Raw genomic sequence first — 13,004 nt, 5'->3', positions numbered from 1 at the left:
CTCACCCGCACAAAAGAAAACGGCCGGGAGAACCCGGCCGTTTTTGCAAGCTTCGACACGCTAGCCAGCTTTAGAACTGGTAGCGGAAGCCCAGCTGCAGCGCCCAGCGGGAGATGCCGCGATCGTCGTAGACCGTGGACTGGTCCGGCGTATTGAAGCGGTACACGTACTTGCCGCTGGCCGCATCGACACCACCGTATTCCACGACACCACGCATGCCCGGGAAGCCGTACTCTTCGACACGGCCCCACTTCTTGTTCAGCAGGTTGCCGACGTTCATGACGTCAAGCCAGAGAGAGGCCTTGTTGTCCTTGAAGAAGCCGGGGATCTCCTGCTCGATGTGCAGGTCGAACTGGTTGATCCAGGAGTTGCGCGCGCCGTTGCGCTCGGCCACCTGACCACGGCGGGCAGCCAGATACTCGTTGCCTTCGATGTAGTTCCAGAACGCCTGTTCTTCTCGAGCGGTACCGAACAGCACATCGCCGCGGCCGGCCGGGATATACAACAGGTCGTTCAGGCGGCCGTCGCCATTGGCGTCGTTGTCGAACGCATAGCTATACGGGCGACCATTGCGACCTTGGTAGATCAGGCCCAACTTGGTCTCGTAGTCGCCGAAGAACGCATGCTTCCAGTTCAACGTGCCGAGGATGCTGTTCTTCACTTCGTACGCAGCGGTCGAGGCAACATTTTCGTTGGCCTGGAAGACCGCATTGTTGCCCAGCTGCGAACCCGAGGTCGAACTGGTCAGGCCGCTGACTTCGTCGGCGTCGGTGTAGGTGTAGTACAAGCCCCACGACCAGTCGCCGCCATTGAAGGGTTTGTTCAGGCCGACGGTGAAGCTCTCGCTGCCGCCCTTATCGGTTGGGCGCGCGATGATCGCATCGTTGAAGCGCCCATCACGCGAGCCGCGCGCATCGACCACCGAGGCGGTGCCGCGCACACAAGCCGCCGGAGCGCCGGCACCGGTCGGGTTACGGCCGTCGTCCAACCAGCAGGCCGGATTCAAGCCTGCAGTATTCCAGTACAGGTTACGACCATCCTGACCCACGCGGCTGGTATTGCCCAGATTGAGCTGCTGGTAGTAGATCGCCTCGTTGACCTTGGTCACCACCGCCTCGGCAGATGCCACGATGCCGTACCAGGGCAGCTCGGTATCGAATGCCAGGTTGGCCTTCCATACCGACGGCTGACCCAGCTTGCTGTCGACGAAATCGACGGACTGCGTAGCGCCATTCAACGAACCATTACCGATCGGCTGGTTATTGATGTCAGGCGTGAAACGAATGCCATTGGTGTTCACCAGTGTCTGGCTGGAGAAGTTGTAATCGGTGTACGCCAGGCCGGTGTTGGAGTACGGGTTGGACAACCACACGGTTGCCGCGGCACCCTGGAACAGACCCACGCCGCCACGCAGCTGGGTCGGGCGGTCGCTGTCGAAGGTGTAGTTGAAACCGAAGCGCGGCTCAAACAGGCCGTTGCCGTCGATGGTCTGGTCGTTGCGGAAACCGAACAGCGTCGAGGCGGTTGCGTTGTAGGCCGGGCTGTTCTTGACCATCGGTTCGTCGTAACGCACACCGAACGTCAGCGTCAGGTTGTTGTTGACGGCCCAGGTGTCCTGCAGGAAGACGCCGACATTGCGCATGCCCCAGTCTGCGGCGATGTCGTCGATGTTGCCGCTGTTGGACCGCGAATAACGATAGTTCAGCGGGCGATTGGCGGCGTAGTCGGCAATCGAGTTGAACGTGTAGGAACCGAAGACGCGCTGGCCGAACAGGTTGAACAGATCGTTGTCTTCGTAGTCGAAGCCGAACTTGACGGTGTGGTCGTTCAAGAACAACGTGCCGGCAAAGAAGGCATTCCAGGTTTCGGTTCGCAGTTCGTTGGCCTGGGTGCTCTGCTCGGTACCCAGGTTGACGGTGTTGTTACCGATGCGCACAGCAACGGCCGGCAGCTGCGATGCAGCAGTACGCACGGCCGAGTAGTCGCGGTAAGACACCTTGGCTTCGGTCGAGAAGGTGTCGGTCCAATCGCTGAACAACTGGGCCGTATAGGTCTTGAGGCTGAAGTCGCGCACGTAGTGATACGAATTCAGCGACAGCGCCTGATTGCCGAAACCGTTGAGGTTGGCAGTGCTCTGCTCGCTCTCGCCATAACGGAACGAGGCGCGATGCTTGTCGGAGATGTTCCAGTCAAGCTTGAAGCCCTTTTCTTCCGAATCCGAATCGAGCGCTGGCAGCGCCAGGGTTCCCGGGTCAAACCCGTAGACGTTACGTGAGATGTCGATGATCCGATCGATGTCGGCCTGCGGGATCTGCACGATGTTGCTCGCGCCAGAACCGATCGGGCCGTAGCCGGAGGCTCCGGTGAACACGCCCTTGCCCTTGTACTTTTCGTAGTTGGCGAAGAAGAACAGCTTGTCCTTGATGACCGGGCCGCCCAGGGTCAGGCCGTAGGTGGTTTCGTTATCGAACAGCTGCGGGCGGATATCGTTCTGGTTCTTGCCCGACCAATCGTTCTCACGGTAGGTGCCGTACACCGAACCGTGGAACTCGTTGGTACCGGACTTGGTGACCGCATTGATCACGCCGCCGGTGGCGCCGGTGATGGTGACGTCGTAGTTGGCGACGTCGACGGAGATTTCGTCGATGACATCCATCGAGAACGGCTGGCGCGGCGTCGGCAAGCCGTTGGATTCCAGGCCGAACGCGTCGTTGGTGCTGATACCGTCGACACGGATCAGGTTGAAGCGCGGATTCTGGCCGCCCACGGAAATTTCATTACGCGCCTTGTCGGTCTGCGCCACGCGCGGATCCAGACGTACGTAGTCCTGCAGGTTGCGATTGATCGACGGCAGCGATTCGATCTGCTCGCGGGTCACGTTGGTGCCGGTGCCCATCTTGTTGGCGCTGAACAGCGCCGAGCCGTAATCGCCACCGATGGCCTGTACCGCGCCTAGCGTGGTCACGTCACCGCCCAGGGATGCGTCGACGCTATTGACCTGATTGAGGTTCAGGTACACGCCCTCTTCCGTCTTCGTCCCTTCACCCGACTTGGTGATCGTGATGGTGTACGGCCCGCCCACACGCAGGCCGCGCGCGTTGTAGCGTCCACTGGCATCGGTGGTGGCGCGGCTGACGGTTCCCGATTCGACGTGGGTGATCGTCACTTCGGCATTCGGCACCGGCTGACCGCCGCTGCTGGTAACCAGGCCAGCGACGCCGGCAGAGGTGCTCTGAGCGAACACGGGGGCGGCGGCGAGCGCGGCAACAAGGCCAAGCGTCAGCTTGGACATGCGAAGACAACGGGGGTGGGTCATTTCGGTAGCCTCGATACAGGTTGGGCAGTGACAAAAAGGCGCAGTCAGCCCAACCGTTCCCGGGGGTGGGCTGCCGATGATCTGGGGTCCCTCGCCGCGCGGCGGTTGCTGCCGCAACGGTTAACAACAGATTAACACGCTAAGGCCTGATTGTGACGGCGGCGTGACAAAGTTCGCGCAGTGCAACATGAACTTCGCATGTGAAGGCGTAAACGCCAACTTGCGCAAAGTCGCGCGGCATCTGCGACCAGCGTCGCGCTATTGAGCCAATTGATCGAAAACAGGGCTCATTTGGCCCGAAAGCGCGGCAAGGGCTGTCGAAGGCCCTTGTTACAGAGGCATCCCGGCGCCGCCGGCGGCTTGCACCGCTACGCGTCAGTGGCGTGGCTTCAGATTCTCGCTAGGCAGTGTCACAGATCGCTCCACTCCCCTGCCCGCCTATCACCGACCGGCTCAGATCGACACCGGCAGCTTGAAATACGTCCCCAGGCCATCCAGGAACATCTGCACCGAAATGGCCACCAGCAACATGCCCATCAGGCGCTCGATCGCGGTCAGTGCGCGATGACCGAGCAGTTTGTACAACAGCGGGGCCGAGGCCAGGATGGTGGAGGCACCGATCCAGGCGATCATCAAGGCCAGGCTCCAATCCCACAGCCGGGTGGGTTCGTTGCTGCCCATCAGCATCACCGCCGCCATCCCGGACGGGCCGGCCACCAGCGGGATCGCCAGCGGCACGATGAAGGGCTCGCCATCGGGGATCTCGCCCATCAGGCCTTCCGGACGCGGGAAGATCATGCGGATGCCGATCAGGAACAGCACGATGCCGCCGGCGATCGCCACCGACTCCTGGCGCAGGTGCATCAGCTCCAGCGCGTACTTGCCGCCCCACAGAAACGCCATCAGCACGCACAGGGCGATCAGCAACTCGCGCGCGAGCACGAAGCGCTGCCGCTTCGGTGGCAGCGGCTTGAGCACGCTGAGAAACACCGGGATGTTGCCCAGCGGGTCGAGGATCAGGAACAGCAGCAGCGCCGCCGAAAGAATGGTCATGCGGAAGGGCTCCAGATCGCACCGCGGTGCGAAGCACCTGCCATGGACAACAAGGTGATGCAGGCGGACGCATAGCGCGCGGGGTCCACCGCGTCGCTGTCTTCCTGATGGGTAAAGGCGCGCGCGCGCAAGGCGGTGCGCATCGGGCCGGGCTGCAGTCCGCTGATGCGGACCGGGCCGGCGGCGGTTTCGTGATGCAGGCTGGCGAGCAGGCCACGCTGCGCATGCTGGGCAGCGCCATAGGCGCCCCAATAGGCCTGGCCAACGCGTGCAGGGTCGTCGACGACGAAGACCACCGCCGCATCGGCTTGCTGCCGCAGCAGCGGCAGGCAGGCCTGGGTCAACCAGGCGCGCGCGGTGAGGTTGACATGCAGGTTGCGTGCGAAGTCGGGAGGTGCCGCAAGTTCGGCCGGGGTCAGGCCGGCGAAGTCGGCAGCGCAGTGCAGCAGGCCATGCAGGCCACCGAGCTCGGATTGCAGCCGTTGCGCCAGCGCGGCGTAGTCGTCCGGCGTGGCGCCGGCCAGATCCAGCGGATACAGCAACGGCTCCGGACCGAGCTTGGCAACGGCGTCATAGACGCGCTCCAGCGGGCGCAGCTTGCGGCCCAGCAGCACCACGGTCGCACCGGCCACTGCGCATGCCTGCGCAGCGGCTGCGCCAAGACCGCCCGCTGCGCCGGTGATCAGCACCACGCGCCCGGCAAGCGCCGGCGCGTCGGGCTGGGCCTGCGCCAGGCTCACGGCTGGTAGGCCTCGCTGACAATGCGCTTGAGCTCGCCGGCCTCGAACAGTTCCAGCGTGATGTCGCAACCGCCGATCAACTCGCCGTGGATGAACAATTGCGGGAAGGTCGGCCAGTTGGAATAGCGCGGCAGATTGGCGCGTACTTCGGGCTCTTCGAGCACGTTGACCGTGCGCAACTGATCGGCGCCGGCAGCGACCAGGGCCTGCACGGCGCGGCTGGAAAAACCGCACATCGGAAATTGCGGGGTGCCTTTCATGAACAGCACGATCGGGTGTTGTTCGACTTCGGCCTGGATCCGTTCCATCACCGGCATTGGACTCTCCTGACTGGGAGCGGCAGGCCCGACCGCCGGGTCGGATAGACTTCCGCAAAGGCGCGCATTGTAAGCCCTCGGCGCGACCTGTCGCCGTACTCCCTTCGCTGCCCTTGCCATCATGCCGATCGAACACCTTGCACTGCCCTACTCCCGCGCCGCTCTGGAGCCGCATCTTTCCGCCGCCACCCTGGAGGCGCACCACGGCGTCTGTTACCGCAGCGAGGTCGATCGGCTCAATGCACGCATCGAAGGCAGCGAGTTCGCCGAGCTGACGCTGGAAGACATCATCGCGCAGGCGCAGGGCACGCTGTTCCATCTGGCTGCGCAGGTGTGGAACCACACGTTCTACTGGCAGTGCCTGCGCCCACGTGGCGGCGGCGAGCCGTTGGGCCGGCTGGCCGACCGCATTGCCAAATCATTCGGCGACTTCGTGCACTTCAGGCAGGAATTCAACCGCGTCGCCCTGGGCAGCTTCGGCTCGGGCTGGGTGTGGCTGGTGCAGCGGCCGGATGGCACCTTGGCGATCGTCGCCACGCCGAATGCCTCAACGCCGCTCACCGGCCCGGACACGCCGTTGCTCGCCTGCGACCTCTGGGAGCATGCGTACTACCTGGACTACCGGCAGGACCGCGCGCAATACCTGGACGCATTCTGGAAGCTGATCAACTGGGACTTCGTGGCCAGCCGGCTGGGCTAGCCGCTTGCGCCGTTGCAACAGGTCAACCTCCAATTGACTGGTTGCGACGGCGCACCCGGCGGCATCGCGCACTGCGGTCCAGCTCCGCTGCGACCCTGCGCGTGCGCCGGGTCGTGGCGGCGCCAACGCTCATTCTGCGAGTGACCCTTCGCTCAAGCGCGCAAGCACCGGACCGACCTGTGCCTCACGCCGCAGCACGGCGCCTGCGTCGCCCACTGCCTGCGCAAGCGCCTGCGGCGTCTCGGCGCGCAGCGTGGCATGGCCGACCTTGCGGCCCTCGCGCGATTGCTTGCCGTAGTCGTGCCAATGCCCACCGGGCACCGCCAGGAATGCGGCAGCATCCGGCATCGCACCCAGCCAGTTGAGCATGCAGGCATGTCCACGCATCGCGGTGCTGCCGAGCGGCAAACCGAGCACCGCACGCACGTGATTTTCGAATTGGGAGGTCTCGGCGCCTTCGATGGTCCAGTGCCCGGAGTTGTGCACGCGCGGCGCCATCTCGTTGGCGAGCAGTTGGCCATCGCGCACGAACAGCTCGAGCGCGAAGACGCCCACGTAGTCCACGCGCTCGGCGATCGCGCGCGCATGCGCCTCTGCCACCGCCTGCAACCCGGCATCCACATGCGCCGGCGCAAGACTGGCCGAGAGCACACCGTCCACATGCCAGTTTTCGGTCAGCGGCCAGGCACGGAACTCGCCATCGCGCCCACGCACGGCCACCACGCTGACCTCGCGCTCGAACGGTACGAAGGCTTCCACGATCAGGCCGACCTTGGCGGCCTGCGCGCCGAGCGCGTCCCACGCGGCATCGGCATCGGCCGGCGTCTTGATGCGGAACTGGCCCTTGCCGTCGTAACCGAAGCGGCGCGTCTTGAGCACGCACGGCGTGCCGATACGGGCCAACGCGGCATCCAGTCCCGCACGGTCGTCGATGGCGGCGAACGCGGGCACCGGAATGCCGAGCTCGCAGAACAGGGTCTTTTCGCTCAGCCGGTCCTGCGCCACCGCCAACGCGGCAGCACTGGGAAACACCGGCACCTGCGCGGCCAATTGCTGCGCGCTGGCAGCCGGCACGTTCTCGAAATCGAAGGTGATCACATCCACGTGTGCGGCGAATGCGGCAAGCGCGGCGGCATCGTCGAAAGCGCCCGCCTGCAGCGGCGCCACCTGCCCTGCGCAGCCATCGGCGGCCGGGTCGAACACCGCAAACCGCAAGCCCAGCGGCGCCCCGGCCAGTACCAGCATGCGGGCCAACTGGCCGCCGCCCAGAATGCCAACCGTGGTCATTGGCGCGGGTCGTCGCTGGCCATGACATCGTCGGTCTGCCTGGCGCGGAACTGCGCCAGTGCCTGACCGATCTGCGCCTGCTCCGGCGCCAGCATCGCAGCGGCGAACAAGGCCGCATTCGCCGCGCCGGCGTTGCCGATCGCAAACGTCGCCACCGGAATCCCGGCCGGCATCTGCACGATCGACAGCAGCGAATCCATGCCGTTGAGCGCCTTGGACTGCACCGGCACACCGAGCACCGGCACCGCCGTCTTGGCCGCCAGCATGCCGGGCAGGTGCGCTGCGCCACCGGCGCCGGCGATGATCGCGCGCAGGCCACGGTCGCCCGCCTGCTCTGCATAGCTGAACAACACGTCCGGTGTGCGGTGCGCCGAGACCACCTTGACTTCGTAAGGCACGCCCAGCGCATCGAGCTTCTGAGCTGCGTGTTGCATGGTTTCCCAATCGGAACGGGAACCCATCACGATGCCGACCAGCGGCGCGGAGTGGTTGGAGGTCATGGCCCTGCCCTGCGGTAAAGACGTATTCTAGCCATCTTCCACGCAAGACAAGACTTCGATGGATCGCAAACTGCTCGACCTGCTGTGCTCGCCCGACACCCGCCAGCCGCTCTCGCTGCTCGACGGCAAGGGCCTGGAGGCACTCAATACCGCCATCGCCGGCGGAACCCTGCAGCGTGCCGACGGCACGGCGCAGACACAGCCGCTGCGCGAGGCGCTGATCACACGCGACCGCAAGCAGGTCTTCCGCGTCGACGACGGCATTCCGGTGCTGCTGGCCGAAGAAGCGATCGGCACAGCGCAGATCGCCGACTTCCCCGAAAAGTGACGTCTTCCGCAAGCACGGCCGTGCCGGAGGCGCCGCCGGCCGCGCTGGTGGATGCCGATGTGGCGCGCGCGCTGGCCGAGGACATCGGCAGCGGCGATGTGACTGCGGCGTTGTTGCCCGATCAGCCAGACAGCGCGTACCTGCTGTGCAAGCAGGATGCCGTGATCGCCGGGCGGCCCTGGTTCGACGCCACGCACCGCGCGCTCGATCCGCAGGTGCGTATCGACTGGCAGGTACACGAAGGCCAGCACGTTGCCGCCGGCACGGTGCTGGCGCTGCTGCATGGCCGCAGCCGTAGCCTGGTCAGTGCCGAGCGCACCTCGCTCAACTTCCTGCAGACGCTGTCGGCTGCCGCCACCACCACCGCTGCATACGTCGCTGCCGTGGCCGGCACCGGCACGCGCATCCTGGATACGCGCAAGACGCTGCCGGGCCTGCGCGCCGCGCAGAAATACGCCGTGCGTTGCGGCGGCGGCGACAATCACCGCATCGGGCTGTTCGACACGGTGATGCTCAAGGAAAACCATATCCGCGCCGCCGGCTCGTTGAGCGCCGCCGTGCATGCCGCACGTGCGCAGCAACCCCAGTTGCCGCTGGTGGTGGAGGTGGAAACCCTGGAGCAGCTGCGCGAGGCCTTGCTGGTCGGGTGTACGCGCATCCTGATCGACGATTTCGACCCGGCACTGCGGCGCGAGGCGGTGCGCATCGTTGCCGCCCTGCCGCGCGACCAACGCATTCCGCTGGAAGTCTCCGGCAGCGTGGATCTGGCCGGCATTGCCGCCATTGCGGCCGATGGCGTGGATTGCATCTCCATCGGCGGGCTCACCAAGCACGTGCACGCCGTCGATCTGTCGCTCAAACTCGGCCCGCCGCCGCACTGATTTCACGCGTGCCCGCAGCCGGCTCTGTCAGCCTGCTGCGATTGTTCTGTGCAGGATCTGCGATGACTGTAAAACCTTGGCCGTGGCTCTGTCTGGTGTTGGCCGCATGGGGCGGCACCGCGGCCGCCGCGGAAGTCTGCGACGTGCCGCCACGCTTCGGCACCAGCCCTGCTGCAATCGCCATCGTGCGCAATGCCTGCAACGAGCATCGCCTGTGGCAACGCCCGTTTATCGATGCCAAGGGGCGTCTGGCCAGCCTGGGCGTGACCGAAGCCGAATCAGGCTATCTCGCCGACCATGGAGTGGTCGCGTGGCAACGCGTGGCAGGCTACTGGCGCGACAGCGGCACGCTCGCATCGATGGGCGGGCGCCCGGGCGCGTCGAGCTGCGCGGCACTGGATGGCACGCGCTACACCGCCAGCGATTGCCGTGCGTTCCTGGTCGACAACCCGTGGTCGGCTGCCTTCATCTCCTGGGTGATGACACAGGCCGGCCTGAGCGGCTTCCATCGCTCTGCACGCCATCTGGATTACATCCGCAGCGCCTACAACGATGGCGCCAGCGGCCCGTACCAGTTCACCGACCCGGCGGTGGAGAAGCCCGCTCCCGGCGATCTGCTGTGCCTGTTGCGCGGGCGCAGTGTCGCGCTGGGCTATGCCGGCCTCAGGGCCGGGCTTGGCGGCAGCGCGCCGATGCCGTGGCAATCGCATTGCGACGTCGTGGTGGCCGCCAACGTCGGTGGCGATCGCACCCTGTACCTGATCGGCGGCAACGTGTTCAACACCGTGATGATGCGCAAGATGCCGCTGGACCGCGCCGGCCGCGTGGTGTTGCCGACGCCCCAATCTGACGGCAGCCAGGACCAGAGCGAGGACGGCCTGGGCATCGCCAGCGAGTGCACGCCGGCACACGAAGAACTCTGCGATTTCAATCGACGCGACTGGGCGGCCCTGTTGAAGCTGCGCCCGGATGCGGTGATGACCGCGCCTCCGCCGGTCCAGCCACTGCCTTCGCCAACCACCTTGCCCGCAACGATGCCGCCGGGTTTTCCACGCGTCGTGCCACCGCGTCCGGAAACACAGCCCGCGCCGACCCAGCAGCCCGGGTAAGCAAGGCTCGAAGCCCCTCTCCCGCCGGGAGAGGGGTTAGGGTGAGGGTACGGAAGCGAAGCCCTGGCCAAGGTTCAACCACGCGAGGCTTCGCGCGTACCCTCATTCGCCCCTGCGGGGCACCTTCTCCCGCAGGAGAAGGATCAAGGCACCGGCGATTGCCCTAAACACCCAATAAAAAAGCGGGCCGAAGCCCGCTTTTCGTAACGCGTCAAACCGTGGCGATTACTCGGCCGATGCCGGCAGGCCTTCGCCTTCTTCCACTGCCTTGATCGACAGACGGATACGGCCCTGCTTGTCCACTTCCAGCACCTTGACGCGGACCAGATCGCCTTCCTTCAGCTTGTCGCCGACCTTCTCCACGCGCTCGCTGGAGATCTGCGAGACGTGCACCAGGCCGTCCTTGCCAGGCAGGATGGTGACGAATGCACCGAAGTCCATGATCTTGGCGACCTTGCCTTCGTAGATGCGACCCGGCTCCACGTCCGAGGTGATCTGCTCGATGCGCGACTTCGCAGCCTGCGCAGCGATGGCGTTGACCGACGCGATGATGATCGTGCCGTCGTCCTGGATGTCGATCTGCGTGCCGGTTTCCTTGGTGATGGCCTGGATGGTCGAGCCACCCTTGCCGATCACTTCGCGGATCTTGTCCGGGTGGATCTTGATGGTCAGCAGGCGCGGGGCGTAATCGCTCAGTTCCTGACGCGGGGTGGTCAGGGCATGCGCCATCTCGCCGAGGATGTGCAGACGGCCGGCCTTGGCCTGCTGCAATGCCTGCTTCATGATCTCTTCGGTGATGCCTTCGATCTTGATATCCATCTGCAGCGCGGACACGCCTTCGGCAGTACCGGCCACCTTGAAGTCCATGTCGCCGAGGTGATCTTCGTCACCCAGGATGTCCGACAGCACGACGAAGTCGTTGCCTTCCTTGACCAGACCCATCGCGATACCCGCGACCGGCGCCTTGATCGGCACGCCGGCATCCATCAGCGCCAGCGAGCTGCCGCAGACCGAGGCCATCGAGGACGAACCGTTGGACTCGGTGATTTCCGAGACCACGCGGATGGTGTACGGGAATTCTTCCAGGCTCGGCATCACGGCCAGCACGCCGCGCTTGGCCAGACGGCCGTGGCCGATCTCGCGACGCTTCGGCGCACCGAAACGACCGCACTCGCCCACCGAATACGGAGGGAAGTTGTAATGGAACAGGAAGTTTTCTTTGTACTCGCCCGAGACGGCGTCGATGACCTGACCGTCGCGTGCGGTGCCGAGCGTGGTGATCACGATCGCCTGGGTCTCGCCGCGGGTGAACAGCGCCGAGCCATGGGTACGCGGCAGCACGCCGGCCTTGGCGCTGATCGGACGCACGGTATCCAGTGCACGGCCGTCGATGCGCACCTTGGTGCTCAGCACCGAACCACGCATGGTCTGGTATTCCAGCTCGCCGAATTCCTTGGACAGATCACCGGCAGCCCAGCCTTCGACGGTGGCGCGCGGTGCCAGCGCACCCAGCACGTCCTTCTTGATCGCCGAAATCGCATCACGGCGCTGCAGCTTGTCGCGCACCTGGAATGCCGACGCGAGCTGATCGCCCACCGCTTCCTTCAGCGCGGCGATCATGCCGTCATTCTTGGCCGGAGCCACCCAATCGGACGGCTTGGTGCCGGCTTCGACGGTCAGCTCGTTGATGATGTTGATGACCTTCTGCATCTCGCGATGGCCGAACGTCACCGCGCCCAGCATCACTTCTTCGGACAGCAGCTCGGCTTCGGACTCGACCATCAGCACCGCGTTGGCGGTACCGGCCACGACCAGCTCCAGCTGCGAATCCTTCAGCTCGGTCACGGTCGGGTTGAGGATGTATTCGCCATTCTTGTAGCCGACCTTCGCCGCAGCGATCGGGCCGTTGAACGGGGTGCCGGCCAGCGACAGCGCGGCCGATGCGCCGATCAGCGCGGCGATATCGCCGTCGATGTCCGGGTTCATCGACATCACGGTGGCGATGATCTGCACTTCGTTCTTGTAGTCCTCCGGGAACAGCGGACGGATCGGGCGATCGATCAGGCGCGAGATCAACGTTTCCTTCTCGGTCGCACGTCCTTCGCGCTTGAAGAAGCCGCCCGGGATGCGGCCGCCGGCGTAGAACTTCTCCTGATAATCGACCGTCAGAGGAAAGAAGTCCTGCCCTTCGCGCGCACTCTTGGCGGCGACGGCGGTGACCAGCAGTACGGTGTCGTCGAACTTGACGATGACGGCGCCGCCTGCCTGGCGAGCGATTTCGCCCGTCTCCAGGGTGACGGTGTGCTTGCCGTACTGGAAGGTTTTGGTGATTTTTGCCACGGAGGTTTTTTCCCTTAGGTGTTGCTGTCTTCGTTGGACCGTCGTCGACCCATGCCGAGAACGGGCGGCCGGGAGGCTCCGGCCCATGAACTGCATGCTGCAGATAACGTAATGCGAATGACCAAAACAAAGCCGCGGCGCATCGCTGCGCCGCGGCGGTGGGACTCGATTAGCGGCGCAGGCCGAGCTTCTCGATCAAGGACTTGTAACGCTCGTTGTCCTTCTTCTTCAGATAGTCGAGCAGGCTGCGGCGGCGGTTGACCATCTGCAGCAGGCCACGACGGCTGTGGTGATCCTTCTTGTGGGTCTTGAAGTGGCCGGTCAGCAGCTCGATGCGCGCGGTCAGCAGGGCGACCTGCACTTCCGGCGAACCGGTGTCCTGGGCGCTGCGCTTGTTGTCTTCAATAACTTTCTGGGTGTCGACGGACATGAT

12 protein-coding genes are annotated in these 13,004 nt (G+C 64.8%); 4 read left to right on the top strand and 8 right to left on the bottom strand.

Annotation, left to right across the window (positions count from 1 at the left end; genetic code table 11):
• Nucleotides 1-70: 70 nt before the first annotated feature.
• From EO174_RS09270 to grxD, 4 genes are all read right to left on the bottom strand, one after another.
• A complete protein-coding gene (locus EO174_RS09270; RefSeq protein WP_126943988.1) occupies nt 71-3,316 on the bottom strand; it encodes a TonB-dependent receptor in 3,246 nt (1,081 codons plus the stop codon).
• A gap of 453 nt (nt 3,317-3,769) precedes the next feature.
• Nucleotides 3,770-4,369: a YhgN family NAAT transporter gene (locus tag EO174_RS09265; RefSeq protein WP_005996031.1), complete on the bottom strand. Its 600-nt coding sequence runs from the start codon at nt 4,367-4,369 to the stop codon at nt 3,770-3,772.
• Nucleotides 4,366-5,109, bottom strand: a complete 744-nt coding sequence (locus tag EO174_RS09260; protein ID WP_126943985.1) for an SDR family NAD(P)-dependent oxidoreductase — start codon at nt 5,107-5,109, stop codon at nt 4,366-4,368. The genes EO174_RS09265 and EO174_RS09260 overlap by 4 nt, the downstream gene beginning before the upstream one ends.
• Nucleotides 5,106-5,426 carry a Grx4 family monothiol glutaredoxin gene (gene grxD, locus EO174_RS09255; protein WP_006450539.1) on the bottom strand — a complete coding sequence of 107 codons (321 nt, stop codon included), beginning with the start codon at nt 5,424-5,426 and terminating at the stop codon, nt 5,106-5,108. Before grxD ends, EO174_RS09260 begins: the two co-directional genes overlap by 4 nt.
• Nucleotides 5,427-5,547: 121 nt before the next feature.
• Here grxD and EO174_RS09250 point away from each other — a divergent pair, with 121 nt between their 5' ends.
• Entirely contained in the window at nt 5,548-6,126 is a 579-nt protein-coding gene (locus EO174_RS09250; RefSeq protein ID WP_104648001.1) for a Fe-Mn family superoxide dismutase, read from the top strand.
• 129 nt (nt 6,127-6,255) lie between these two features.
• Here the strand turns inward: EO174_RS09250 and EO174_RS09245 are convergent, their stop codons facing one another.
• Together EO174_RS09245 and purE are read right to left on the bottom strand one after the other, a co-directional pair.
• The gene (locus tag EO174_RS09245; protein ID WP_126943982.1) at nt 6,256-7,413 is read right to left on the bottom strand and encodes a 5-(carboxyamino)imidazole ribonucleotide synthase; all 1,158 of its coding nucleotides are present in this window, start codon (nt 7,411-7,413) and stop codon (nt 6,256-6,258) included.
• Complete coding sequence (purE, locus tag EO174_RS09240) at nt 7,410-7,913, bottom strand: 5-(carboxyamino)imidazole ribonucleotide mutase (protein ID WP_104581975.1); 504 nt, start codon at nt 7,911-7,913, stop codon at nt 7,410-7,412. The genes EO174_RS09245 and purE overlap by 4 nt, the downstream gene beginning before the upstream one ends.
• Before the next feature lie 58 nt (nt 7,914-7,971).
• Here purE and EO174_RS09235 point away from each other — a divergent pair, with 58 nt between their 5' ends.
• From EO174_RS09235 to EO174_RS09225, 3 genes are all read left to right on the top strand, one after another.
• Nucleotides 7,972-8,241, top strand: coding sequence for a Trm112 family protein (locus EO174_RS09235; RefSeq protein WP_104648003.1), 270 nt, complete (start codon nt 7,972-7,974; stop codon nt 8,239-8,241).
• The gene (gene nadC, locus EO174_RS09230; RefSeq protein WP_164740150.1) at nt 8,238-9,122 is read left to right on the top strand and encodes a carboxylating nicotinate-nucleotide diphosphorylase; all 885 of its coding nucleotides are present in this window, start codon (nt 8,238-8,240) and stop codon (nt 9,120-9,122) included. Before EO174_RS09235 ends, nadC begins: the two co-directional genes overlap by 4 nt.
• Before the next feature lie 62 nt (nt 9,123-9,184).
• On the top strand, nt 9,185-10,231 hold the full coding sequence (locus tag EO174_RS09225; protein WP_164740149.1) for a DUF2272 domain-containing protein: 1,047 nt from the start codon (nt 9,185-9,187) through the stop codon (nt 10,229-10,231).
• Nucleotides 10,232-10,456: 225 nt separating this feature from the next.
• Here EO174_RS09225 and pnp read toward each other — a convergent pair whose 3' ends face one another.
• Nucleotides 10,457-12,571: a polyribonucleotide nucleotidyltransferase gene (gene pnp / locus EO174_RS09220; protein ID WP_104581972.1), complete on the bottom strand. Its 2,115-nt coding sequence runs from the start codon at nt 12,569-12,571 to the stop codon at nt 10,457-10,459.
• 169 nt (nt 12,572-12,740) lie between these two features.
• Nucleotides 12,741-13,001: a 30S ribosomal protein S15 gene (gene rpsO, locus EO174_RS09215; RefSeq protein ID WP_003485583.1), complete on the bottom strand. Its 261-nt coding sequence runs from the start codon at nt 12,999-13,001 to the stop codon at nt 12,741-12,743.
• Nucleotides 13,002-13,004: the final 3 nt, after the last annotated feature.

The sequence above is a fragment of the Xanthomonas sp. BRIP62418 genome (assembly GCF_003993495.1).
Lineage (GTDB): Bacteria > Pseudomonadota > Gammaproteobacteria > Xanthomonadales > Xanthomonadaceae > Xanthomonas > Xanthomonas euroxanthea.
This window is presented reverse-complemented; position numbering and strand designations above follow the sequence as displayed.

What these genes read in the sequence shown, in the direction of transcription:
- purE (WP_104581975.1), bottom strand. Translation starts at nt 7,913, where the DNA reads ATGACCTCCAACCACTCCGCGCCGCTGGTCGGCATCGTGATGGGTTCC.
- EO174_RS09235 (WP_104648003.1), top strand. Translation starts at nt 7,972, where the DNA reads ATGGATCGCAAACTGCTCGACCTGCTGTGCTCGCCCGACACCCGCCAG.
- EO174_RS09265 (WP_005996031.1), bottom strand. Translation starts at nt 4,369, where the DNA reads ATGACCATTCTTTCGGCGGCGCTGCTGCTGTTCCTGATCCTCGACCCG.
- EO174_RS09245 (WP_126943982.1), bottom strand. Translation starts at nt 7,413, where the DNA reads ATGACCACGGTTGGCATTCTGGGCGGCGGCCAGTTGGCCCGCATGCTG.
- EO174_RS09250 (WP_104648001.1), top strand. Translation starts at nt 5,548, where the DNA reads ATGCCGATCGAACACCTTGCACTGCCCTACTCCCGCGCCGCTCTGGAG.
- EO174_RS09225 (WP_164740149.1), top strand. Translation starts at nt 9,185, where the DNA reads ATGACTGTAAAACCTTGGCCGTGGCTCTGTCTGGTGTTGGCCGCATGG.
- grxD (WP_006450539.1), bottom strand. Translation starts at nt 5,426, where the DNA reads ATGCCGGTGATGGAACGGATCCAGGCCGAAGTCGAACAACACCCGATC.
- EO174_RS09270 (WP_126943988.1), bottom strand. Translation starts at nt 3,316, where the DNA reads ATGACCCACCCCCGTTGTCTTCGCATGTCCAAGCTGACGCTTGGCCTT.
- rpsO (WP_003485583.1), bottom strand. Translation starts at nt 13,001, where the DNA reads ATGTCCGTCGACACCCAGAAAGTTATTGAAGACAACAAGCGCAGCGCC.